General features: G+C 62.2%; 19 protein-coding genes and 1 tRNA gene. 4 read left to right on the top strand and 16 right to left on the bottom strand.

Annotated features, from left to right (window positions below):
• Positions 1–100 precede the first annotated feature (100 nt).
• Complete coding sequence (locus tag E0501_RS01015; protein WP_235857721.1) at positions 101–991, top strand: glycosyltransferase; 891 nt, start codon at positions 101–103, stop codon at positions 989–991.
• Here E0501_RS01015 and E0501_RS01010 read toward each other — a convergent pair.
• The 3 genes from E0501_RS01010 to E0501_RS01000 are packed head-to-tail and all read right to left on the bottom strand — an operon-like array spanning position 945 to position 3792.
• Positions 945–1832 (bottom strand): DMT family transporter, encoded by an 888-nt coding sequence (locus E0501_RS01010; protein WP_193555866.1) that lies wholly within the window; start codon positions 1830–1832, stop codon positions 945–947. The genes E0501_RS01015 and E0501_RS01010 overlap by 47 nt on opposite strands.
• A gap of 1 nt (position 1833) precedes the next feature.
• Positions 1834–2670, bottom strand: a complete 837-nt coding sequence (locus E0501_RS01005) for a glycosyltransferase (protein WP_235857720.1) — start codon at positions 2668–2670, stop codon at positions 1834–1836.
• A gap of 48 nt (positions 2671–2718) precedes the next feature.
• Positions 2719–3792: a site-2 protease family protein gene (locus tag E0501_RS01000; RefSeq protein WP_137699493.1), complete on the bottom strand. Its 1074-nt coding sequence runs from the start codon at positions 3790–3792 to the stop codon at positions 2719–2721.
• A gap of 251 nt (positions 3793–4043) precedes the next feature.
• On the opposite strand from E0501_RS01000, the gene E0501_RS00995 reads away from it, so the two are divergent.
• Positions 4044–4724, top strand: a complete 681-nt coding sequence (locus E0501_RS00995; protein ID WP_137699492.1) for a hypothetical protein — start codon at positions 4044–4046, stop codon at positions 4722–4724.
• Between the two features lie 251 nt (positions 4725–4975).
• On the opposite strand, the gene rpoC is transcribed toward E0501_RS00995, so the two are convergent.
• Complete coding sequence (gene rpoC / locus E0501_RS00990; protein ID WP_137699491.1) at positions 4976–9223, bottom strand: DNA-directed RNA polymerase subunit beta'; 4248 nt, start codon at positions 9221–9223, stop codon at positions 4976–4978.
• A gap of 55 nt (positions 9224–9278) precedes the next feature.
• Positions 9279–13418 carry a DNA-directed RNA polymerase subunit beta gene (gene rpoB / locus E0501_RS00985; RefSeq protein ID WP_137699490.1) on the bottom strand — a complete coding sequence of 1380 codons (4140 nt, stop codon included), beginning with the start codon at positions 13416–13418 and terminating at the stop codon, positions 9279–9281.
• Between rpoB and E0501_RS21065 the strand changes: the two genes are divergently transcribed.
• The gene (locus tag E0501_RS21065; protein WP_161594523.1) at positions 13417–13572 is read left to right on the top strand and encodes a hypothetical protein; all 156 of its coding nucleotides are present in this window, start codon (positions 13417–13419) and stop codon (positions 13570–13572) included. The two genes, rpoB and E0501_RS21065, sit on opposite strands and share 2 nt — an antisense overlap.
• Positions 13573–13654: 82 nt before the next feature.
• Here the strand turns inward: E0501_RS21065 and rplL are convergent, their stop codons facing one another.
• From rplL to rplK, 5 genes are all read right to left on the bottom strand, one after another.
• On the bottom strand, positions 13655–14038 hold the full coding sequence (gene rplL, locus E0501_RS00980; RefSeq protein ID WP_137699489.1) for a 50S ribosomal protein L7/L12: 384 nt from the start codon (positions 14036–14038) through the stop codon (positions 13655–13657).
• 75 nt (positions 14039–14113) lie between these two features.
• Positions 14114–14626: a 50S ribosomal protein L10 gene (rplJ, locus tag E0501_RS00975; protein ID WP_137699488.1), complete on the bottom strand. Its 513-nt coding sequence runs from the start codon at positions 14624–14626 to the stop codon at positions 14114–14116.
• A gap of 278 nt (positions 14627–14904) precedes the next feature.
• Positions 14905–16254, bottom strand: a complete 1350-nt coding sequence (locus E0501_RS00970) for an adenylyltransferase/cytidyltransferase family protein (protein WP_137699487.1) — start codon at positions 16252–16254, stop codon at positions 14905–14907.
• A gap of 211 nt (positions 16255–16465) precedes the next feature.
• The gene (gene rplA / locus E0501_RS00965; RefSeq protein ID WP_137699486.1) at positions 16466–17164 is read right to left on the bottom strand and encodes a 50S ribosomal protein L1; all 699 of its coding nucleotides are present in this window, start codon (positions 17162–17164) and stop codon (positions 16466–16468) included.
• A 1-nt stretch (position 17165) separates the two neighbouring features.
• Positions 17166–17591 carry a 50S ribosomal protein L11 gene (rplK, locus tag E0501_RS00960; RefSeq protein ID WP_137699485.1) on the bottom strand — a complete coding sequence of 142 codons (426 nt, stop codon included), beginning with the start codon at positions 17589–17591 and terminating at the stop codon, positions 17166–17168.
• 455 nt (positions 17592–18046) lie between these two features.
• On the opposite strand from rplK, the gene E0501_RS00955 reads away from it, so the two are divergent.
• Positions 18047–19036, top strand: coding sequence for a Hint domain-containing protein (locus E0501_RS00955; RefSeq protein WP_137699484.1), 990 nt, complete (start codon positions 18047–18049; stop codon positions 19034–19036).
• Between the two features lie 34 nt (positions 19037–19070).
• On the opposite strand, the gene nusG is transcribed toward E0501_RS00955, so the two are convergent.
• The 6 genes from nusG to tuf form a co-directional block, all read right to left on the bottom strand.
• The gene (gene nusG / locus E0501_RS00950; RefSeq protein ID WP_137699483.1) at positions 19071–19604 is read right to left on the bottom strand and encodes a transcription termination/antitermination protein NusG; all 534 of its coding nucleotides are present in this window, start codon (positions 19602–19604) and stop codon (positions 19071–19073) included.
• Between the two features lie 276 nt (positions 19605–19880).
• Positions 19881–20078: a preprotein translocase subunit SecE gene (secE, locus tag E0501_RS00945; protein ID WP_137699482.1), complete on the bottom strand. Its 198-nt coding sequence runs from the start codon at positions 20076–20078 to the stop codon at positions 19881–19883.
• Between the two features lie 55 nt (positions 20079–20133).
• Positions 20134–20892, bottom strand: coding sequence for a hypothetical protein (locus E0501_RS00940; protein ID WP_137699481.1), 759 nt, complete (start codon positions 20890–20892; stop codon positions 20134–20136).
• A 226-nt stretch (positions 20893–21118) separates the two neighbouring features.
• Positions 21119–21194, bottom strand: a tRNA-Trp gene (locus tag E0501_RS00935).
• Between the two features lie 59 nt (positions 21195–21253).
• Positions 21254–21916: a CatB-related O-acetyltransferase gene (locus tag E0501_RS00930; protein WP_137699480.1), complete on the bottom strand. Its 663-nt coding sequence runs from the start codon at positions 21914–21916 to the stop codon at positions 21254–21256.
• A 175-nt stretch (positions 21917–22091) separates the two neighbouring features.
• Positions 22092–23267: an elongation factor Tu gene (tuf, locus tag E0501_RS00925; RefSeq protein WP_137699479.1), complete on the bottom strand. Its 1176-nt coding sequence runs from the start codon at positions 23265–23267 to the stop codon at positions 22092–22094.
• Position 23268 lies beyond the last annotated feature (1 nt).

Raw genomic sequence — 23268 nt, 5'->3', positions numbered from 1 at the left:
TCGGCACCGGGGAATGCCCCCTGTCCGGATGGGGGGCGTATAGGGGGAGTCGCGGACCTTGTCAACACATCGCTTGGACCTGCTGGACAGGACCGTCCGCATGGGACACGATGCCATCGAAACCAAGGCCACGCAAGGACGGACGCGCGACATGACACAAAGGCACGTGGTCGGCCTGTGCCGCTTCTCCTACCCCGCCGTCGGCGGCTTTCAGCGCATGCATGACAGCACCGAAGAGCGCGAGGCCTATCTCTATGCGCCCACGCGGATGGCCCAGCGTTTCGCCCATTTCGAGGCGCTCACCCTGCCCTCGGTCGCGGCGCAGAGCGATCCGGATTTCTCCTTCGTCGTGCTCATCGGCGACAGCCTGCCCGCGCCCTATCTCGACCGGCTGCGAGACATCACCGCGGATATCCCGCAGGTGCGGCTTTTCTCGCTGCCGCCCCGCCGGGCGCGCAGGGCCGCCCAGCACGCCATCGTTGCCGAGCTTGCCCGGCTGGGTGCGGACCGCGAAAGCATCCAGTTCCGGCTGGATGACGACGATGCCGTCGCCGTCGATTTCGTCGAACGCTGCCGCGCCCTCGCCGACCGGAGCGAAGCGCTGCGCGACGGCGTGCGCTGTTTCGGGATCGAGTTTCCCCGCGGCCTCACCGTCAGCCTCTCGCCCGGGGGCGTTCTGGCCGAGGAACTGACCGCCTCGTTCTGGGCCTGCGGCATGGCGATGGTGATCCGCGCAGGCGACGACAAGACCATCATGAACTTCCCGCATCACAAGATGCACCACACCGTGCCCATGCTGGTCGAGCCCCGCCCCGAGATGTTCATCCGCGCCAAGCATGACGACAACGACTCGGGCAAGCATTACCGCACCGGCGAACTGCGGCCCCTGACCGACGACCAGCGCAAACGCCTGAAATGGCGCTTCGCCCTGGACGAAGACCGGATCAGGCGGATCTTCTCCGCCGCAGCTGCCTCTCCCGGTAAAGCGTGAACAGCCCCATCGCCACCACGATCCCCGCCCCCGCCAGCGTGAGCGGCGCAGGCCAGTCGCCGAAGACCACGAACCCCAGCACCAGCGCCCAGATCAGCCCCGTGTAGCGGAACGGTGCAACAAACCCGATCTCGCCCACCCGCATCGTCGCGACCGAGGCCAGGTATCCACCCAGGATGAACCCCGCCGCCAGGACGATCAACCCCATGTGCCACGGCTCCAGCGCCACCCAGCCCTGCACGCCCGAGGCCACACCTGCCGCCGTGGCGATCACCACCGCCGTGACCAGCGCCACGGTGATCGACGGCACCGCCGCCGACAGCCGCCGCGCCGTCAGGTCGCGCAGCGTCACGAAGCAAACCGCCGCCAGCGCATAGAGCGAATAGACGCTGAACCCCTCGGCCCCCGGCCGCACGATCAGCATCACCCCGCCGAACCCCACGGCAATCGCCACCAGCCGGCGCCAGCCCAGCGGCTCGCCCAGGAACAGCGCCGCGGCCAGCGCCACGGTCAACGGCAGCGCCTGCAGGATCGCGGTGACATTGGCGATCGGCATGTGAAACAGCGCCGTCAGGAAAAAGAACGTCGCCCCGATCTCGGCCAGGCTGCGCAGCGCCACCAGCCCCCAGTCGCGCCGGGGCAGTGAAAACCGGATCGCGCCCATCTGCCGCCCGACGATCCAGATCAGCAGGCTGGTCAGGACACCGCGCAGGAAAATCGCCTGGAACAGAGGCACATCGCCGGCCAGCGCCTTCATGCACACGTCGTTGAACGTGAACGCCGCCATCGAGACCACCATCAGCCCCGCGCCCTTCAGGTTGTCCCGTGCATCCACCACCATCTCACAGAGCCTTCAACATGGCGGTATCAAAGCCGAAGCGCTGTTTAATCTGCGCGTCGATCCCGGCCGCTTTCATCTTGTGGGTGATCCCCTGCTTGGTCGGCTGGGACTTGTTGTCGGCATGGATCGTGCGCAGGAACACCGGTTCCGAGATGTCGGTGTAAAGGTTGTAATGCTGCCCCAGTGCCCGGTGATTGTAAAGGTAGGGTGTGCGCTCGTACCCCGCCGGAGCGAGCAGCGCCGTGCCCACCGACAGCGGCGCGCGTTCCACGCAATCGACGATCTCGTTTTCGCCCTCGCCCGCCATCTCGACATAGAACCCGCGATTGAAGGCGATCATGAACGGCTCGTCCCCATGCACCGCGCGCAGCCCCTGCCCGATCCGCTTCAGCCGCGCGATGTAATCGATGGCGAGCGCGTCGTCGTCATCCAGCCGGAACCACAGCTTGTGGCTCGCCCCGTCCAGCGGCACCGATTGATAAGCCGCCCGGGTGATCGGATAATGCCTGTCCGGCTCGGCGGCGAAGATCCCGATATTGTCATGCGGCGCCACCAGCGCCTCCAGCCGTTCGCGCGCCTCGCCCGGCAACTCGGTCGAGGTCAGGATGACCACCCGGAAATCGCTGTCACTCTGGCGGGCCAGCGACAGCAGGCAAAGTTTCTCGAATACCGAAAACCGCAGCGCCAGCCGCTCGGGCGAAAAGATGTGTTCGGCGATCTTGTCGACCGTGCCGAATCTCTCGGCATAATAGTCCAGCGTCAGAACCGAAAACCGGACAACGCCCACCACCGGTATCCTCTCGTCAATCGCCACGCCGCGCCTGTCCCTCTTCCGCATTTGCGCTCACATGACATGGCTTTGCCGGAAAAGGAAAGCCCCGGGGGCTCAGCTTCGCGACAGGATATACCACTCGCCGATATTCTCGCGCGTGATGTAGCCCACGAAATTTCCGGCCCTGTCCGAAACGGCCACCCCCGGCACATTGCCCTGGGCCATCGCATCCAGAACCGCGTCCATCGGCGCATCCAGTGTCACTTGCGGCACGTCGCGCTCCATCGCTGCCGCCACGTGTGCGGTGCGGCGCGCGTCCTCGCCCGCGGCCAGGATCACCGCCCGGGTCAGCATGCCCGCGAACCGCCTGTCCGGGCCGATCACCGGGAACTCGGCCTGTGTCGTGCGCAGCACCGCCTGCGCCGCCGTGTCCAGCGTATCGTCGGGGCGTAGCGCTTCGAAAGCCGTGATCATCGCATCGCGGGCCCGCGCCCCATGCGCCCGATCCCGCAGCGCCGCGTCCGAGCTTTCGGCGCCGGCGGCGAAAAAGATGAACACCGCGATCAGGATCAACAGCGGGCTACCGCCCGTCAGGCCCAGGAACCCGAACAAAAAGGCCATGATCTGCCCGACATGCGCCGCCACCTGCGTGGCGCGCACCCGGTCCATGAACATCGCCAGGGCCGCGCGAAACACCCGCCCGCCATCCATCGGAAAGGCCGGGATCAGGTTGAACGCCACCAGAAGAAGATTCACCGCCGCCACCCGCTCGACGAAACCCAGCCCCGGATCTTCCAGCGATTGCAGCGCGTTCAGCGACACCTGCGCACCCAGGAACAGCGTCAGGATCACCCAGATCACCACGTTCACCAACGGCCCGGCGACGGCGATCAGGATTTCCTGCTTGGGGTCCTCGGGAATCCGTTCCAGCCGCGCCAGCCCGCCAATCGGCAACAGCGTGATATCAGGCGTGCGCACCCCGAAACGCCGCGCCATCATCGCGTGGCCCAACTCATGCAGCACGACGCAGGCAAAAATGGTCACGATGAATGCCATGTTGACCACCGCCGCGCCCGGCCCCTCGGCCATCCACGCCGCGACCATGACCCAGGCCAGCAACAGGAAGAACGTGGCGTGCACCCTGATTTCGGTGCCCCGCACCGTGCCGATGGAAAAGGACCAGTTCATGTTCGCACTCCCGCGCGCCTTATGGTGGTGGAAATGTAGGCCACGCGCGGACGGGTTTCCAGCCGTCCCTGCGTCCGGGGCAAACAGCCACACGGGCTATTTTCGGCACCCGGCTTGATTGCCCGGGTCCAACAGCACTAGCCTTTGCCACGGGGGAAATGACAATCGGAGATGGCGATATGACTGGTCCTTCTGGTATTTCTGGCCGAAAGCGCAGCATTGCGTCCCGGATACGCCGGGCCGCTCTGGCCATGTCGGTCCTGCTTGTGACCGCCTGTGCCGACACCGGCCCCGTTTATCCCACCTCGGACACGCTTGATCCGTGGGTGATTGCGCCCGACTCCGTCACGCCCGGCTCGGACCGCGCGCCGCATGTTGCGGGCGAACGGATGATCTTTCGACTTGCTCCGGGTGAGCGGCGTTCTTCGCTCAGCACCGGGCGTGATTGGGGCGTCTGGCAGAATTACCTGATGGGCTTCGATGTCCGGGTTGCCCCCGGGCAGGCCCCGGCCCAACCGGTCACGCTCGCGCGGTTCCTGCGCCGGGGCGATCCCGAAACCGAGTTGGTCGCCGTGATGCTGGATGCGCGCCGCGGCATCACCGTTCTGGGGCGCAGCTGCGTGCCCGCGGCCCGGCTGGGCGATTGGCACAGCGTCGAGCTTCGGATCAGGCTGGCCGATAACGATACCGGGTTTCTGGAAATCTTCTGCGACCGCCGCCCGATCTGGGCACAGGACGGGTTTCGCACCACCCTGCCGCCGACCTGTCGGCACGGCGAGGGCTGCGCCACACCCGTGCCCCGGCCCGCGCGTTTCGAATGGCAGGTCGGGCTCGTCTCGCCCGGCCGCGTGGCGCGGGCGATCCGGGTCGAGATGCAGCGCATCTTCCATCACCGGTTGTTCGTGATCCCCAACCGCGTCGGCACGTTGTGAGCCGGTGACCGAGCGCTGCATTAGCTAATTTCGGGTAAAGAAATGCCGCGTTGCGGCGGTGCACGGATGTCAGCCGGAGGGCAGCCGCGGATCACCCCCCGATTTTTCTGCGAAAAATCGCGTTAACCCCGCCGTTCTGTGGCGGTGCAGCATGCCGCGGCGTCCGAGGGTTTCCGGTCTCTCGGCCAGACATGAAAAAGCCCCCTGCAGAGCCTGTCTGCAGGGGGCTTTTCCCTTTTCTTTCTAAGGACTTACTCCTCGCGGCTCTCGGGAGTTTCGACCAGCGTGTCGAACTCGTCGCCACCGATGATATCGTCCTCGGCAGGGGCCGCCAGAGCCGCCGCCGCTTCCGCCTCTTCGCGACGCGCCTCGATAACGACATTGTCGCGCTGCTGCGCAATATGCCGCACCTGCTGCGTCGCCCCACCCGTCCCGGCCGGGATCAGGCGGCCGACGATCACGTTTTCTTTCAGGCCGACCAGCTTGTCGCGCTTGCCCTGCACCGATGCCTCGGTGAGAACCCGCGTGGTCTCCTGGAAGGACGCGGCCGAGATGAACGAGCGCGTCTGCAGCGACGCCTTGGTGATGCCGAGCAGGATCGGCTCGCCCTGTGCGGGACGGGCGCCCTTGGCCAGCGCTTTCTCGTTGGCGGCCTCGAACTCCTGCTTGTCGACATGCTCACCTTTCAGAAGCGTCGTCTCCCCGCTATCGAGGATCTCCCACTTCTGAAGCATCTGGCGCACGATCACCTCGATATGCTTGTCGTTGATCTTCACGCCCTGCAGTCGATACACGTCCTGCACCTCGTCGATCATGTAATCGGCCAGCGCCTCGACACCCATGATGGACAGGATGTCGTGGGGCGCGGGATTGCCGTCCATGATGTAATCGCCCTTCTGGACATAATCACCTTCCTGGACAGGAATGTGCTTGCCCTTGGGCACCATATATTCGACGGGCTCAAGCGACTCGTCGGCCGGTTCGATGGTGATCCGACGCTTGTTCTTGTAGTCGCGACCGTAGCGCACGTAACCGTCGATCTCGGCGATGATCGCGTGGTCCTTCGGACGACGTGCCTCGAACAGTTCGGCAACACGCGGCAGACCGCCGGTGATGTCCTTGGTCTTGGCACCTTCGCGCGGGATCCGCGCGACGATGTCGCCGGCTTCGATCTGCTGACCGTCCTCGATCGACAGGATCGCGTCCACCGACATCGGGTAGGTCACCGGGTTGCCCGCGTCATTGCGGACCGGTTCTCCATCCTCACCCACGAGAATGATCTCGGGCTTGAGCTCATTGCCCTTGGGCGCGGCACGCCAGTCGATCACGATCTTCTGGGTCATGCCGGTGGCTTCGTCAGTCTCGTCGCGCACAGCGATGCCGCTGACCAGGTCGACGAACTTGGCCGTGCCCCCTTTTTCGGCGATGATCGGCAGGGTGTAGGGATCCCATTCGAACAGCTTGTCGCCGCGGGCCACCTTGTCGCCCTCCTTGACGAAGAGTTTCGAGCCGTAGCCGAGCTTGTGGCTTGCGCGTTCGTCACCGTTCTCATCCTGGATGATGAGCTTCATGTTCCGGCCCACGACAAGCGGCTCACCCGCCGAGTTCTCGAGAATCTGAGCGTTCTCGAACGCCACGATGCCTTCCTGGCTCGCCTCGAGGAACGATTGCTGACCACCCTGCGCAACACCGCCGATGTGGAACGTCCGCATCGTCAGCTGTGTGCCGGGTTCACCGATCGACTGTGCCGCGATGATGCCGACGGCCTCGCCGACGTTCACCTGCGTGCCACGCGCCAGATCGCGGCCATAGCACATCGCGCAGACGCCATCTTCGCTTTCACAGGTCAGCGGGCTGCGGATCCGGGCCGACTGAACGCCGGCTTCGTCGATTGCGTCGGCCGTGCGCTCGTCGATCAGGGCGCCCTTCTCGACCAGAACCTCGCCGGTGCCAGGCGCCGCGATATCGTCGGCCGCGACACGGCCCAGGATGCGCTCGGCCAGCGAGGCCACGACCTCACCATCATTCACTGCCGCTTCGGCGGTGATGGCGTTGTCGGTACCACAGTCGATTTCACGCACGATGCAATCCTGCGCGACGTCGACCAGACGGCGGGTCAGGTAGCCCGAGTTCGCGGTCTTCAGAGCGGTGTCGGACAGGCCTTTCCGGGCGCCGTGGGTCGAGTTGAAGTACTCGAGCACGGTCAGGCCTTCCTTGAAGTTTGAGATGATCGGCGTTTCGATGATGTCGCCGTTCGGCTTGGCCATCAGGCCCCGCATGCCGCCCAGCTGCTTCATCTGCGTGACCGAGCCCCGCGCGCCCGAATGCGCCATCATGTAGACGCTGTTGGGCTCCTGCACGGCGCCGTTCTCGTCGCGCATTTCGGACGAAATCGCCGACATCATGGCGTCGGTGACCTTGTCGTTGCACTTCGACCAGGCGTCGACAACCTTGTTGTACTTCTCGCCCTGGGTGATCAGGCCGTCCATGTACTGCTGTTCGAACTCTTTCACCTGCTCGCGGGTTTCGTCCACGATGCTCCACTTGTTGTCGGGGATCACCATGTCATCCTTGCCGAACGAGATACCGGCGCGGAACGCTTCCTTGAAGCCCATCGACATGATCTGGTCGCAGAAGATCACGCTCTCTTTCTGGCCGCAGTAGCGGTAGACGGTGTCGATGACCTGTTGCACCTCTTTCTTGCGCAGCAGGCGGTTCACCAGTTCGAACGGCGCCTTTGCGTTCATCGGCAGAAGTGCCCCCAGGCGAACCCGTCCCGGGGTCGTCTCATAGCGTTGAAGAACGGTTTCGCCGGTTTCCGGATCGACCTGCGGAATACGCGCGGTGATCTTGGCGTGAGGATGCACGGCTCCGGTATCAAGCGCGTATTCGACCTCTTCGATTGACGAGAACGACATGCCCTCGCCCTTCATGCCTTCGCGTTCGATGGTCGTGTAGTAGAGACCCAGGATCATGTCCTGCGACGGCACGATGATCGGCGCGCCGTTGGCCGGCGACAACACGTTGTTCGTCGACATCATCAGCACGCGCGCTTCCAGCTGCGCCTCGAGGCTCAGCGGGACGTGCACGGCCATCTGGTCACCGTCGAAGTCGGCGTTGAAGGCCGAACAGACCAGCGGGTGCAGCTGGATCGCCTTGCCTTCGATCAGCACCGGTTCGAACGCCTGGATGCCCAGACGGTGCAGCGTCGGAGCCCGGTTCAGCAGAACCGGGTGTTCGCGGATCACTTCGTCGAGGATGTCCCAGACTTCGGGGCGCTCTTTCTCGACCAGTTTCTTGGCCTGTTTCACGGTCGACGACAGGCCCTTGGCTTCGAGCCGCGAGTAGATGAACGGCTTGAACAGCTCAAGCGCCATCTTTTTGGGCAGGCCGCACTGGTGCAGTTTCAGCTCCGGACCGGTCACAATGACCGAACGGCCCGAGAAGTCGACCCGTTTCCCCAGCAGGTTCTGGCGGAAGCGGCCCTGCTTGCCCTTGAGCATGTCCGAAAGGGATTTCAGCGGGCGTTTGTTGGCGCCGGTGATGACGCGGCCGCGGCGGCCGTTGTCAAACAACGCGTCAACCGATTCCTGCAGCATCCGCTTTTCGTTGCGCACGATGATATCGGGCGCGCGCAGTTCGATGAGGCGCTTCAGACGGTTGTTCCGGTTGATCACCCGACGATAGAGATCGTTCAGGTCCGAGGTCGCAAACCGGCCACCGTCGAGCGGCACCAGCGGGCGCAGTTCGGGCGGAATGACCGGGATCACCGTCATCACCATCCATTCCGGGCGGTTGCCGGATTCGATGAAGCTCTCCACGACTTTCAGCCGCTTGATGATCTTCTTGGGCTTCAGTTCACCGGTCGCCTCGGCCAGGTCGGCGCGCAGGCGCTCGGCCTCGGCTTCGAGGTCGATCTGGGCCAGCATCTCGCGGATCGCCTCGGCGCCGATATTGGCGGTGAACGCATCCATGCCGTAGTGGTCCTGGGCGTCCATGAACTCTTCCTCAGTCAGCATCTGACCGTAGGTGAGATCGGTGAGGCCCGGTTCGATGACCACGTAATTCTCGAAATAAAGCACGCGTTCCAGATCGCGCAGCGTCATGTCGAGCATGAGACCGATCCGGCTGGGCAGCGATTTCAGGAACCAGATATGCGCGACGGGCGCGGCCAGTTCGATATGGCCCATCCGCTCGCGGCGCACTTTCTGTAGCGTCACCTCTACACCGCATTTCTCGCAGACAACGCCGCGATACTTCATGCGCTTGTATTTGCCGCACAAGCATTCGTAGTCCTTGATAGGCCCGAAGATACGAGCACAGAACAGCCCGTCACGCTCGGGCTTGAACGTGCGATAGTTGATCGTCTCGGGCTTCTTGATCTCGCCGTAGGACCACGAAAGGATCCGTTCGGGGCTGGCAAGGCTGACGCGGATCTCGTCGAAAATCTTCGGCGGGGTCAGCGGGTTGAACGGGTTGTTGGTCAGTTCCTGGTTCATCGTGATGTCCTCATATGTGCGTTGGTGAAGAATGTGGGACGGGGGTCAGCCCCCGTCACTCCTCATCCTCCGCATCCAGGAGTTCCATGTTCAGGCCGAGGCCACGGACTTCCTTGACGAGAACGTTGAAGCTCTCGGGAACGCCCGCTTCGAAGTTGTCCTCGCCCTTGACGATCGACTCGTAGACCTTGGTCCGGCCGGCAACGTCGTCCGACTTCACCGTCAGCATTTCCTGCAGGGTGTAGGCGGCGCCATAGGCTTCCAGTGCCCAGACCTCCATCTCCCCGAAACGCTGACCGCCGAACTGCGCCTTGCCGCCCAGCGGTTGCTGGGTCACCAGGCTGTACGGGCCGGTGGACCGAGCGTGGATCTTGTCGTCCACCAGGTGGTGCAGCTTGAGCAGGTATTTGACGCCCACGGTCACAGGACGCGAGAACTGCTCACCGGTGCGGCCATCGAACAGGATCGACTGGCCCGATGTGTCGAAACCGGCACGCGCCAGCGCGTCGTTCACATCGGGTTCCTTGGCGCCGTCGAAGACCGGCGTCGCGATCGGCACGCCGCGTGTCACGTTCTCGGCGGCTTCGATTAGCGTGGTCTCGTCCATGCCGGCGATGCCTTCTTCGTAGACGTCGTCGCCATACGCCTCGCGCATCGCTTCGCGCACTGGCGTCAGATCGCCCGAGCGGCGGTAGTCACCGAGGGCATCGTCGATTCTGACACCCAAGCCCCGTGCAGCCCAGCCCATGTGGGTTTCGAGGATCTGTCCGACGTTCATCCGCGAAGGGACGCCAAGCGGGTTGAGGCAGATATCGACCGGAGTGCCGTCTTCCAGGAACGGCATGTCCTCCATCGGCACCACCTTCGACACCACACCCTTGTTGCCGTGACGGCCGGCCATCTTGTCGCCCGGCTGCAGCTTGCGCTTCACGGCGACGAAGACCTTGACCATCTTCATCACGCCCGGCGGCAGGTCGTCGCCCCGGCGGACCTTCTCGACCTTATCCTCGAAACGGGCATCGAGCGTGCGTTTCTGCGCCTCGTATTGCTCGTGCAGCGCTTCGACGATCTGGGCGTCCTTTTCGTCCTTGAGAGCGAGCTGCCACCACTGGCCGCGGGTCAGGGTTTCCAGCAGGTCCTCGGTGATTTCCGAGTTCGCCTTGACCCCTTTGGGGCCTTTTACGGCCACCTTGCCCACGATCATGGATTTCAGACGCGCATAGATGTTGCGGTCGAGGATCGCCAGTTCGTCGTCCCGGTCACGCGCCAGGCGTTCGACTTCCTCGCGCTCGATCTGCAGGGCCCGTTCGTCCTTTTCCACCCCGTGGCGGTTGAAGACACGCACTTCGACGACGGTACCGTAATCACCCGGCTTGACGCGCAGCGAGGTGTCGCGCACGTCGCTGGCCTTTTCACCGAAGATGGCGCGCAGAAGCTTTTCTTCCGGCGTCATCGGGCTTTCGCCCTTCGGGGTGATCTTGCCGACCAGGATATCGCCCGGCTCCACGTCGGCGCCGATATAGACGATGCCCGCCTCGTCGAGGTTACGCAGCGCTTCTTCGCCAACGTTGGGAATATCGCGGGTGATCTCTTCCGGCCCAAGCTTGGTATCACGGGCGGCGACCTCGAATTCCTCGATATGGATCGAGGTAAAGACGTCATCACGCGCAATCCGCTCGGAGATCAGGATCGAGTCTTCGTAGTTGTAGCCGTTCCAAGGCATGAAGGCGACGATCACGTTCTTGCCGAGAGCCAGTTCGCCCAGGTCGGTCGAGGGGCCGTCGGCGATCACTTCGCCCTTGCGCACGGTATCGCCCACCTTGACCAGGGGTTTCTGGTTGATGGTGGTATTCTGGTTCGAACGCTGGAACTTGCGCATGCGGTAGATGTCCACGCCGGCATCGCCCAGTTCCAGATCCTCGGTCGCGCGCACAACGATCCGCTGCGCATCGACCTGGTCGATCACGCCGGCACGCTTAGCCATGATGGCCGCGCCGGAATCCCGTGCCACGATTTCCTCGATCCCGGTGCCCACCAGCGGCGCTTCGGCCTGAAGAAGCGGAACCGCCTGACGCTGCATGTTCGAGCCCATCAGGGCGCGGTTGGCGTCGTCATTTTCCAGGAAGGGAATGAGCGAGGCCGCGACCGACACCAGCTGCTTGGGCGACACGTCGATCAGATCGACGCTTTCGTTCGGCGCGAGCGTATATTCACCCGCCTGACGTGTCGACACCAGGTCGTTCACGAACTTGCCGCTCTCGTCGAGGTTGGCGTTGGCCTGCGCCACGACATGGCGCATTTCTTCGGTCGCCGACATGTATTGCACATCGTCGGTCACCTGGCCGTTTTCGACCTTGCGATAGGGCGTTTCGATGAACCCGTATTTGTTCACGCGGGCGAAGGTCGCCAGGCTGTTGATCAGGCCGATGTTCGGGCCTTCCGGCGTTTCAATCGGGCACATCCGGCCATAGTGGGTCGGGTGCACGTCGCGCACCTCAAAGCCAGCACGTTCACGTGTCAGACCACCCGGCCCAAGCGCCGAGAGACGGCGTTTATGGGTCACTTCGCTGAGCGGGTTGGTCTGGTCCATGAACTGCGACAGCTGCGAGGAGCCGAAGAACTCGCGCACAGCGGCCGCGGCAGGTTTCGCGTTGATCAGGTCCTGCGGCATGACCGTGTCGATTTCGACACTGGACATCCGCTCCTTGATCGCACGTTCCATGCGCAGCAGGCCCACGCGATACTGGTTCTCCATCAGTTCGCCCACCGAACGCACCCGGCGGTTGCCCAGGTGGTCGATGTCGTCCACGTCACCCTTGCCGTCACGCAGTTCGACCAGGGCCTTGATGCAGGAAACGATGTCTTCCTTGCGCAGGGTGCGCACGGTGTCTTCGGCGTCCAGCGCCAGGCGCATGTTCATCTTCACCCGGCCTACGGCCGACAGGTCGTAACGCTCGCTGTCGAAGAAAAGCGAGTCGAAAAGCGCCGATGCAGCCTCTTCGGTCGGCGGCTCGCCCGGGCGCATGACGCGGTAAATATCCATGAGCGCGGTGACGCGGTTCATGTTCTTGTCTTGCGCCATGGTGTTGCGCATGTAGGGGCCGACATTGATGTTGTCGATATCGAGAACGGGAATCTCGGTGATCCCGGCATCCAGAAGCTCTTTCAGCGTGCCGCCGATGATCTCTCCATCCTTGTCATGCTCAAGCGTCAGTTCATCGCCGGCCTCGACATAGATCGCGCCGGTTTCCTCGTTGATGATGTCCTTTGCCGCGAATTTGCCGACGATATTCTCGAACGGCACCAGGAGATCCGTGATCTTGCCCTCGTCGATGATCTTCTTCACCGCCCGCGGCGTGACCTTCTTGCCGGCTTCGGCGATCACTTCACCGGTCTTGGCATCCACCAGGTCGAACGGCGGGCGCGTGCCGCGCACGCGCTCGGGGAAGAACTTGGTGATCCAGCCGTTGTCCTTCTTGCGCAGCTTGTAGGTCACCGTGTCGTAGTAGGCATCCATGATCGCTTCCTGGTCCATGCCCAGGGCATAAAGCAGGGTCGTCACCGGCAGTTTCCGGCGGCGGTCGATGCGCGCGAACACGATATCCTTGGCGTCGAATTCGAAGTCGAGCCACGAGCCGCGATAGGGAATGATCCGGCAGGCGAAGAGCAGCTTGCCCGAAGCATGCGTCTTGCCTTTGTCATGGTCGAAGAAAACGCCGGGCGAACGGTGCATCTGGGACACGATCACACGTTCGGTACCGTTGACGACAAAGGTGCCGTTGGGCGTCATGAGCGGCATGTCACCCATGAACACGTCCTGCTCCTTGATGTCCTTCACCGACCGCGCACCGGTATCTTCGTCCACATCGAACACGATCAGGCGCAGGGTCACTTTCAGCGGCGCGCTGTAGGTCATGTCGCGCTGCTGGCATTCCTCGACGTCGTATTTCGGCTGTTCCAGCTCGTAGTCCACGAATTCCAGCACCGAAGTTTCGTGGAAATCCTTGATCGGGAATACCGACTGGAAGACACCCTTGAGGCCTTCGCCGTCCTGAGGGCTTTCCTGGTCACCGGATTTGAGGAAAAGATCGTAAGAACTCTTCTGAACTTCGATCAGGTTCGGCATCTCCAGCACTTCGCGGATCTTGCCGTAATACTTGCGCAAACGTTTCTGGCCAAGGAAGGTTTGTGCCATGAGCTATGTCACCTTTCGTTTCTCGCTGGCCAAGCACGCCGTCGGGCCCCGGCGCCTTGCCATCAGAGACGGTTGGTTCGGATCAATTCATGGCCACCGTCCCAAGGTGGCCTCCCGATCCGCGAACCAGACCTTAGAAAACGCCCCGCGTTGAGGCCCTTGCTAAGACAGGTTCGGCTGGACCCGGGAATCCGGGTCCAGCCTGAATTTTTCCCGGGAACCCCCGGTAAAGCCGATTACTTGAGCTCGACTTCTGCGCCGGCTTCTTCCAGCTTCTTCTTGATCTCTTCGGCTTCGTCCTTGGCAACGCCTTCCTTGACGGCTTTGCCACCGGCTTCGACCAGTTCCTTGGCTTCTTTCAGGCCCAGGCCGGTGATGCCACGGACTTCCTTGATGACGTTGATTTTCGAGGCACCGGCGCTGACGAGGATCACGTCGAATTCCGATTTCTCTTCGGCTGCAGCGCCGGCGTCGCCGCCTGCGGCCGGGCCTGCCATCATCACGGCGCCGCCAGCGGCGGGCTCGATGCCGTATTCGTCTTTCAGGATGGTTTTCAGTTCTTGTGCTTCGAGAAGGGTCAGACCCACGATCTCTTCTGCCAGTTTCTTCAGATCAGCCATTTTACTTGCTTTCCGTTTTCAAAGTTGTGTTCCAACGTCGGATGCGTTTCCCGACGCCGATCATTCGGTTGCTGCTTACGCCGCCTTCTCTTCGATGGTCGAAAGGATGGAGGCGATATTCGAAGCAGGTGCGCCAATGGCACCGGCGATGTTCGAGGCAGGTGCGCCGAGCATGCCCGCGATGGTCGCGATGAGTTCATCACGCGAGGGCATTTTCGACACGGCTTCGACGCCGGCACGGTCGAGAGCGTTCTCACCCATGGCCCCACCAAGGATTTCGAACTTCTTGTTCTCCTTGGCAAAGTCCTCGGCCACCTTGGCTGCTGCCACGGGATCCTCGGAATAGGTCAGAACGGTCATGCCCGTCAGGTATTCCACCATGCTTTCGCAGGGCTTACCTTCAAGGGCAATCTTGGCGAGCCTGTTCTTGGCGACGCGAACCGCCGAGCCGGCCGCACGGGCACGGGCACGAAGATCCTGCATCTCAGCAACTGTCAGACCGGCGTAGTGGGCAACCACGACGACGCCAGAGCTTTCGAAGATCTGGCCGAGTTCCTCGACCACTTTCTCTTTCTGGGCTCTATCCACAGTTTCACTCCAATTGTGGAGGGCTCGGGACCCTCCGGCTCGTGTTTCACCGGGTCAAGCAACCCGGCAATCGGGTCCTTACGGGTCCGTTCCAACTCACCCCGGGACGCGCACATGGCGACACCCGAAGAAATCTGGTTTCTACCCGTCTCAGGCAGGATTTATGGATTGCTCCACCCACCGTCTTGGACGAAACGCAAAACAGCGCACGACGAATCGCACGCTGGATTGCAGAGGCGTGTTTATTCAGAATTTACCGAAAGGCCAAGGGCAAAAGTTCATTCTGCCGCCAAATCGCTGATCACGGCCTGTCTTTCGATGATCCGCGCCTTGAGCACGGCTGTCGAAACATCATCGATACGCGGAAGATACAGCAGCCTGCAAGCACTGCCAATGCTGATGTCAGTCCCGCAACCGACGGCCATGAGATCGGCCTTGTACCGCCTGATATGCTTGCCTTCGCGTCCCGGCTTCGCCAACGGGAAAACATCCGAGACGTAGCCACAGGCATTCAGCATCTCCGCGCGTTCGGCGTAACCGTTGATCGTCCGCTTGCCACGCGCGGCGTTGTAGTCATCGGTCGTGCATCCCACGATCAGCCGGTCGCACAGGTCGGACAGGCGCCGCAGTGTTCGCAGGTGGCCGACGTGAAACAGATCGAACGTGCCGTAGGTCAGGATGGTTCCGAAGGCTTTGCCGGTTTCGGCTTCACGCGCGAACATGGACTCGGTCTCGTGGCGCATGGTCCGGAAGTTTGCGCGCGCGGATCTCCAGTCGAATCGGAAATAGGGGTCGGGCGTCTTCCAGTTTTCACCGTAGTTGACCGCCAGCATCTTTTCGGGTCTCGCAGGCACGGGAAACCCGGTGACCTCGCAGATGCCCGTCGGGAAAATGTCGCGCTCCGCCAGCTGACCATAAGTGTGCGGAAAGACGCAAACCCGCCCCTCCTGCACCCAGCATGGGAACAGGTCGATCTGATAGCCGCCTTCTGACTTGAGCTTGTAGATCAGTGGCGAAGTGCCTTCTTCCTTGAAAACCCCGAGATCCGACAACAAACGACGCAGGGCCACCCATTCGGCCGCGGCGTTTTCCTCGGTCGTGGCGTGCAGGCAGATGCCGATGTCGATATCGTCATCATGATCCAGCAGTTTTCCGTCGCGGATCACGCCGAGAAGCGTGCCGGAATTGAGAAACACTCCGCGCGAGACCTTCTGCAACTCTTCAATAACGCGGCCGACGTTGCTCCTAACCAGATCGTGGTCCATTGAACTGAATGTTTCCGGCGCAAAATCGTGACCGATCACAAAATCCGTGCCGAGATGGTTCGTCAGGATGGCCTCGAATGCCTCAAACCGATGCAACTCGCCGCTCGCGTGCCTTTGGTCGCGCAGCGTCTGCATTAGCAATCGAACCCGCTTAGGCCTGCTGCGCGAGCCGACCAGCAGCATGATCCGCGCTTCCAGATCGCTCGGCGACTTGTAGGGGCGCTCCATCGCCCGGAGTTCATCAAGGTAGAGCTTGTATGGGAAATCCTCTACGGGCTCGTGCATTTGCTGCTCCGCGATGTCCCGGATTTCCTGAATGCGCAGACGTCGCTGCCACTTCTTCAAAGGTTTTGTCTGAACCACTGCTACTGTCCCGCCTCGCACACCCCCGAAACCGACTCTGGCCTTTGGGATGCCTTCTTTCGCGATCTATGCCGCTTATGGACAGCTTAACCTGCGCATGATCCGCGGGACAAACACCCTTTCGAGGACCTGAGAAATCCAGCCGCAGGCTGTAGCCAAAAAGAAACGGGGCCCGAAAAGGCCCCGTTCAGGAAGTCGTTTTTGTCGCGGCTCAGTTGCCGGTTGCGCTCTCGACGCTGATCGACACGCCGGGGCCCATCGTCGAAGACAGCGCGATCTTCTTCATGTAAGACCCCTTGGCACCGGTTGGCTTGGCCTTGGCCACCGCGTCCACGAAGGCGCGGATGTTTTCGACCAGCTTGGCTTCGTCGAACGATGCCTTGCCGACACCGGCATGCACCACGCCGGCCTTTTCGACCTTGAACTGAACCTGGCCGCCCTTGGCCGATTTCACGGCTTCAGCGACATCCATCGTCACTGTGCCGACCTTGGGGTTCGGCATCAGGTTGCGCGGGCCCAGCACCTTGCCCAGGCGACCGACGATCGGCATCATGTCCGGCGTGGCGATGCAGCGATCGAACTCGATCTTGCCACCCTGCACGGTTTCCATCAGGTCCTCGGCACCAACGATATCGGCACCGGCCTCTTTCGCCTCATCGGCCTTGGGGCCGCGGGCGAAAACGGCAACGCGGACGTCCTTGCCTGTGCCGTTGGGCAGGCCAACAACACCGCGGACCATCTGGTCGGCGTGGCGCGGGTCAACGCCCAGGTTCATGGCGATCTCGACGGTTTCGTCGAACTTGGCATTGGCGTTGGCCTTGATCAGGGCAACGGCCTCTTCGACGGTGACGTCTTCCTTGCCTGCGAATGCTTCGCGGGCGGCTTTCATGCGTTTTCCGAGTTTTGCCATCTTACTTCACCTCGATGCCCATGGAACGCGCGCTGCCCAGGATGATCTGCATCGCGGCGTCGATATCGTTGGCGTTGAGGTCCTTCATCTTGGCCTCGGCGATTTCCTTGACCTGTGCTGCGGTCACGGTGCCCGCGGTCTCGCGGCCCGGAGTGTTTGCACCGGATTTCAGCTTGGCCGCCTTCTTCAGGTAGTACGACGCCGGCGGCGTCTTGATGTCCATCGAAAAGGACTTGTCCTGATAGTAGGTGATCACGGTCGGGCACGGCGCGCCCGGTTCCATGTCTGCGGTCTTGGCGTTGAACGCCTTGCAGAATTCCATGATGTTGATGCCGCGCTGACCCAGCGCCGGACCTACCGGCGGCGACGGGTTTGCTTGACCGGCGGGGACCTGGAGTTTCATGGTCCCGGCAAGTTTCTTGGCCATTGGCCTTCTCCTTTTCCAACCACCGCGAAACGCGTTCCGCGGCGTCCATGTTGTGTGGTCCGGTCCGGATTTCGCGAAACCCTCGCCTCCCACAGGTGAATCACCCCATGCGAGGTGACGGGCGGGGGATACAGGGGGAATGGACCATTTGCAAGATAGGACTTCCGCTCACTTGACACTCGCGTCTACAGCGACGCCCTGCCTCGCAGTCTCTTATCCCATGTCGTTACCCGAACTGTGTTTACAGCGGAGAGATATCGGCCATCCCGTTCACGCGTTTCGCCCCTGATCCGCCATGGCACGTTACCGGACCCAGCTTGTCGGCCCGTGCACGTTCTTCGCGATCGCAGAAACGCATTGTTCACATTACCCCCTATTCTCGCAAGCATTCGCCCCGCCTTTTCGGCCTGGCCCGCTACGTCGATTGAAAGCCGCATACCAGAGCGTTACTCACCGTGCCCATCGCATACGTTTCCGAAGCCAGTTATGCCGGATCGCCGCCAACGGACTTTGTCGAAGTGGCCGCCACATCCGGAACCGATACCAGCGGTTGGACCCTCACATATTACAATCAGCTGGGTGACTGGCTCTATTCACAGCCCTTTCCGGCGCCCTCGACAACCATTGCCGGCAAGGATGTTTATGTCTTAAACGACACTTTGAGCGCCAATATATCTGTCGGCATCATTGATGATACCGGCACGCTCATTCAGTTTGTCTCGTTCTATGACCCTCCGGCCACCGCGACAGACGGCGTTCTGGCCGGCGAAACCCCCACCCATGTCGGCACCACGGCCGCGAGCGGTGAATCGGTGCAATCCGATGACGGCGGCGCAAGCTACTACACTCAAACCACTCCCAATAAAGGCACGATCCCCTGTTTTGCCCCCGGCATGATGGTCGATTGCCCGGGCGGCACCCGCGCGGTCGAAACCCTGTATTCCGGCGATCTGGTCTACACTTTCGACAGTGGCGTTCAACCGGTGCTTTGGACCGATACGCGGCCGCAGGTGTTTTTTCGCACGGATTTCAGTGACCGCCCCATCCTGATCCCGGCTGGAACATTCGGGGCCGTCTCGGATCTGATCGTATCACCTCAGCATTGCCTGCTGGTCGACAACGCGCTTGTTCCGGCAAAATCGCTACTGGACTGGCCCGGCATCCGCCAGATGCGCGGCCGCAGGCAGATCACCTGGAATCACTTCGCCTTCGCCGGTCATGAAATCGTCTGCGTCAACGGTGTTTGGACCGAAAGCCTGCCGCTCGGCCCCATGGTATTGAACGGGTTGCCGCACGGCGAAAAGCACCGCCTTCAGGCGCTCTATGCAGATCACACACCGGGTCAGCCGCTGAACGGCCCTCGCGCCCGGCAGCGCGTTGCCAACCGCGATGATGTGAAGCGCGTTTGGGATCTAGCCGACAGCACGCCAAACCGAATCCACTGAACGCTGGTTAGTCTGGTCGGGTCCGAGGCGGGCTTCACCCCTGCTTGGTGACCTGAGTGAATTCCAGCTCGACCGGCGTTTCCCGGCCGAAGATCGACACCGTCACCTTCAGGCGCTGGTTGTCGTCGTCCACTTCCTCGACCATGCCGTCGAAATCCTCGAACGGCCCGTCGTTAACTTTCACCTTCTCGCCCACTTCGAACGAGATCAGCGTGCGCGGTGCTTCCTCGCCTTCGGCGACGCGGCCCAGGATCGCCTCGACCTCGGCATCGCGCATCGGCATCGGGCGGCCCTGCGGGCCAAGAAACCCGGTAACGCGGTTGATGCTGTTGATCAGGTGATAGCCCTTGTCGCTCATCTCCATGTGCACCAGCACATAGCCCGGCATGAAACGGCGCTCGGTCGTCACCTTCTTGCCGCGGCGCACTTCGATCACTTCCTCGGTGGGAACAAGAACCTCGTCGATCTGGTCCTCAAGCCCCTGTTCGGTCACCAGCTGTCTGATCTGCTCGGCGATCTTCTTTTCGAAGTTCGAAAGAACACTCACCGAGTACCATCGTTTCGCCATCTGCGTTTCGATCCTGTCTTACGCCGGCTGGACCGCCGATCAATTCCACGTTTCACGGGCGTTTGCCCATGATGCTCCCCGCAACAAAAAGCGGCGTGCAACACGAATCGCCGCACGCCATTTCCGGGAATAGCGCGTGACCTACCCGGATGCCCTATCAAATTCAAGGCCTCACCGTGATTTTTCACTGTCCGGGCGTGGAGGCACGGGGTGCACGCAGCCAGCACACCGGAGTCGAGCCGGGCGGCGTAAATACTGTTTTGGGGGATACGCGGCTTAGCCGAACAGGCTCAGCACACCTTGCAGGCCACTGCGAATTGTCAGGTCAACCAGGGCAAAGAAGATCGCGGTCAGCGTCGCCATGATGAAAACCATCACCGTCGTCAGAAACACCTCGCGGCGGGTCGGCCAAACGACCTTGGCAACTTCGGCACGGACCTGCTGAATGAACTGGAGGGGGTTTGTGCGGGCCATGGGCTTCTTCTTTCGTGACTGTCAGCGCGTCACATACGCCGGCCCGACGATGAATTCAAGCCCGCCCGAGATCCTGATCAACTTCGCGGTCCCGTTCGGCCGTCAGGCGCTCGAACGGGTCTGGCCTGCTTTCAAGCCCGGCAATGTCATCGCCTGAACGTCCGAGATCCGGCAAATAGATTCCCTCGCGCCAGCGTGCCGGAAGTTTTTCCAGCAGCGCCTCAACCCGGTCCGCGCCGATTTGCGCGCGACGACGAATCTCCGCGGCCTTGTCAGGATACCGTGCGGCAAGACGGGCACGCAAAGGCGTGATGAGTTCGGCCAGACGGTCGGGTCCGACCGTCAGATAGACGATCAGCGCAATCCAGAGCGCCAGGAACAACAGGCCCGGGAGCAGCCAGGGCCGCCAAATCATGACCGCCACGATCGCGATGAAGACCGACAGCTTCCTGCTCGGACGGTATTGCCTGAGCCGCGCCACGAGTGCCGTGCCAACAGATTGCGTTTCAGACGCCTGAACGGCTTCGGTGGTCTCCTGAGGCGCTGCGTAACCCGGATCCAGTTCCGGGAAAATGCCGGGCCCCTTGCCGGGCGCATCCGCCTTTTTCGCGAAGCGGCGCGACAGTTTCTTGACTGCGGGCAACTCGTCAGACGCCCTTTCGGATGCCGCCTCGGGTGTGGCGTGCGCCGGATCGTCGACCTTCTGGCGCATTTCGGCCTCCATCATCAGACGGACGGCATCCAAGGTGGGATCGGCCGCGTCGAAAGGCGTGGTTTGTTCACCCGCCAGATCGCTTGCACGGCGTTCCTTCAAAGGTGCACGGTGGTCCTGTCGGTGCTCCACGGTCGTTTTGCCTCGTGAATCAGTTGGGTTTTCATCCCTGGACGCCCCCATCCAGACTCGTCACCATCCGGAAAAACCTTGGCGAAGTGTTGGCAAATTTCCGGCGGAAATGTGACACAGCCTGCGACGAGATCGCCGCGGCAAGATCAACGCACGCGCGCGGCGGTTCGACGGATCGGATGTGTCTGGAGGGTGTTGGCAGGGGCAGCAGGGCTCGAACCCGCGACCTACGGTTTTGGAGACCGTCGCTCTACCAGCTGAGCTATACCCCTAAGGCCGAGACTGCATTTACGGAACGCGCCCGGGCATTGCAAGGCCGAAATCGCCCAATTCAGCCCTTCGGCACGGCGTCGGCAACCTCGGCAAGCCGCGCGATATCCGCGCCGCAGATCTCCGCCTCGGCCCCGATGATCGTCTCGATCGGCCAATCCCACCAGGCCAGCGCCTCCAGTGTTTCGATCGCCGCGCGATCAAAGCGGCGACGCATGACGCGGCCCGGATTGCCGGTGACGATGCTGTAGGCCGGGATCTCGCCCACCACGACCGCGCCGGCACCCACGATCACGCCGTTGCCGATCCGCGCCCCGGGCAAAATGCGCGCGCCCTGCCCGATCCAGACATCGTGACCGATTACCGTGTCCGGACCGGGTGCCGGAAGCGACGGCGCACCCTCGGTCTGGCCGTGGAATATGGCAAAGGGATAGGACGACACCCCGTCATACCGGTGATTGGCCGAGGCGGTGATGAACTGTGCCCCGTCTGCGATCTGGCAGAATTTGCCGATCACCAGCTTCTCGGGTGAAAACGCGAACAGGTAGGGCGCCAGGTGCGCCGCCCAGTCCTCGGGCGGGCGATGCGCCGAGGCATAGGAGTATTCGCCCACCTCGAAACGCGGATGGTCTATGGCGGGCTTCAGGAATACTGTGCCTTGATGCGCGTTGCCATCAGGCAGCAGGACGGGATGAATGGTTTCGGGAGACGGGAATACGGGCATGAAAAGACCCCTTTGATCTGAGAATTGAAAACAGGTTCAGATCGCGGTCTTGTTCATTTCACCCTCCATTTTTCAGGCAAGTCCATAGCCTGTTTCCACGAACAGAAAAAGGCCGCCCTCGAAGGGCGGCCTTTCTGATCGGTGCATCCGGTGCGTCAAGACACCGTCAAACAAATCACTCGATGATTTTCGACACGACGCCGGCGCCGACGGTGCGGCCGCCTTCGCGGATGGCAAAGCGCAGGCCGTCTTCCATCGCGATCGGGGCGATCAGCTCGACCTCGAACTTCAGGTTGTCGCCCGGCATCACCATCTCCGTGCCGGCCGGCAGCGTCACCGTGCCGGTCACGTCCGTCGTGCGGAAGTAGAACTGCGGACGGTAGTTGGCGAAGAACGGCGTGTGACGGCCACCCTCTTCCTTGGTCAGGATATAGGCTTCGGCTTCGAACTTGGTGTGCGGGGTCACCGAGCCGGGCTTGCAGAGAACCTGGCCACGCTCGACGCCCTCACGGTCGACACCGCGCAGCAGTGCGCCGATGTTGTCGCCGGCTTCGCCGCGGTCCAGCAGCTTGCGGAACATTTCAACGCCCGTGCAGGTGGTTTTCGTGGTGTCGCGGATGCCGACGATCTCGATCTCGTCGCCCACGTTGATCACGCCACGCTCGACCCGGCCGGTCACAACCGTGCCGCGGCCCGAGATCGAGAACACGTCTTCGATCGGCATCAGGAACGGCTGGTCCACGGCGCGCTCGGGCGTCGGGATGTAGCTGTCGACGGCTTCCATCAGTTCCTTGATCGAGTTCTCGCCGATTTCCGGATCACGGCCTTCCAGAGCGGCCAGCGCCGAGCCCTTGATGATCGGGATATCGTCGCCCGGGTAGTCGTACGAGCTCAGCAGCTCGCGGATTTCCATTTCCACCAGTTCCAGCAGCTCTTCGTCGTCAACCTGGTCGACCTTGTTCATGTAGACCACGAAGGCCGGGATGCCGACCTGGCGGCCCAGCAGGATGTGCTCGCGCGTCTGCGGCATCGGGCCGTCCGCGGCCGAACACACCAGGATCGCGCCGTCCATCTGCGCCGCACCGGTGATCATGTTCTTCACATAGTCGGCGTGGCCGGGGCAGTCGACGTGGGCGTAGTGGCGGTTCTCGGTCTCGTATTCCACGTGCGCGGTCGAGATCGTGATCCCGCGGGCCTTCTCTTCCGGCGCGCCGTCGATCTGGTCGTAGGCCTTGAAGTCACCGAAATACTTCGTGATCGCAGCCGTCAGCGTCGTCTTGCCGTGGTCAACGTGACCAACAGTCCCGATGTTCACGTGCGGTTTCGTGCGTTCAAACTTTTCCTTTGCCATC

Source organism: Marimonas lutisalis, from assembly GCF_005434965.1.
Lineage (GTDB): Bacteria > Pseudomonadota > Alphaproteobacteria > Rhodobacterales > Rhodobacteraceae > Marimonas_A > Marimonas_A lutisalis.
Note: the sequence above shows the minus strand (reverse complement) of the source record. Positions and strands in the feature narration are given on the sequence as shown.

Coding starts and splice junctions, on each gene's coding strand:
- E0501_RS01015 (WP_235857721.1), top strand. CDS start 101: ATGGGACACGATGCCATCGAAACCAAGGCCACGCAAGGACGGACGCGC.
- E0501_RS01010 (WP_193555866.1), bottom strand. CDS start 1,832: ATGGTGGTGGATGCACGGGACAACCTGAAGGGCGCGGGGCTGATGGTG.
- E0501_RS01005 (WP_235857720.1), bottom strand. CDS start 2,670: ATGCGGAAGAGGGACAGGCGCGGCGTGGCGATTGACGAGAGGATACCG.
- E0501_RS01000 (WP_137699493.1), bottom strand. CDS start 3,792: ATGAACTGGTCCTTTTCCATCGGCACGGTGCGGGGCACCGAAATCAGG.
- E0501_RS00995 (WP_137699492.1), top strand. CDS start 4,044: ATGTCGGTCCTGCTTGTGACCGCCTGTGCCGACACCGGCCCCGTTTAT.
- rpoC (WP_137699491.1), bottom strand. CDS start 9,223: ATGAACCAGGAACTGACCAACAACCCGTTCAACCCGCTGACCCCGCCG.
- E0501_RS21065 (WP_161594523.1), top strand. CDS start 13,417: ATGAGCTATGTCACCTTTCGTTTCTCGCTGGCCAAGCACGCCGTCGGG.
- rpoB (WP_137699490.1), bottom strand. CDS start 13,418: ATGGCACAAACCTTCCTTGGCCAGAAACGTTTGCGCAAGTATTACGGC.
- rplL (WP_137699489.1), bottom strand. CDS start 14,038: ATGGCTGATCTGAAGAAACTGGCAGAAGAGATCGTGGGTCTGACCCTT.
- rplA (WP_137699486.1), bottom strand. CDS start 17,164: ATGGCAAAACTCGGAAAACGCATGAAAGCCGCCCGCGAAGCATTCGCA.
- rplK (WP_137699485.1), bottom strand. CDS start 17,591: ATGGCCAAGAAACTTGCCGGGACCATGAAACTCCAGGTCCCCGCCGGT.
- nusG (WP_137699483.1), bottom strand. CDS start 19,604: ATGGCGAAACGATGGTACTCGGTGAGTGTTCTTTCGAACTTCGAAAAG.
- secE (WP_137699482.1), bottom strand. CDS start 20,078: ATGGCCCGCACAAACCCCCTCCAGTTCATTCAGCAGGTCCGTGCCGAA.
- E0501_RS00930 (WP_137699480.1), bottom strand. CDS start 21,916: ATGCCCGTATTCCCGTCTCCCGAAACCATTCATCCCGTCCTGCTGCCT.
- tuf (WP_137699479.1), bottom strand. CDS start 23,267: ATGGCAAAGGAAAAGTTTGAACGCACGAAACCGCACGTGAACATCGGG.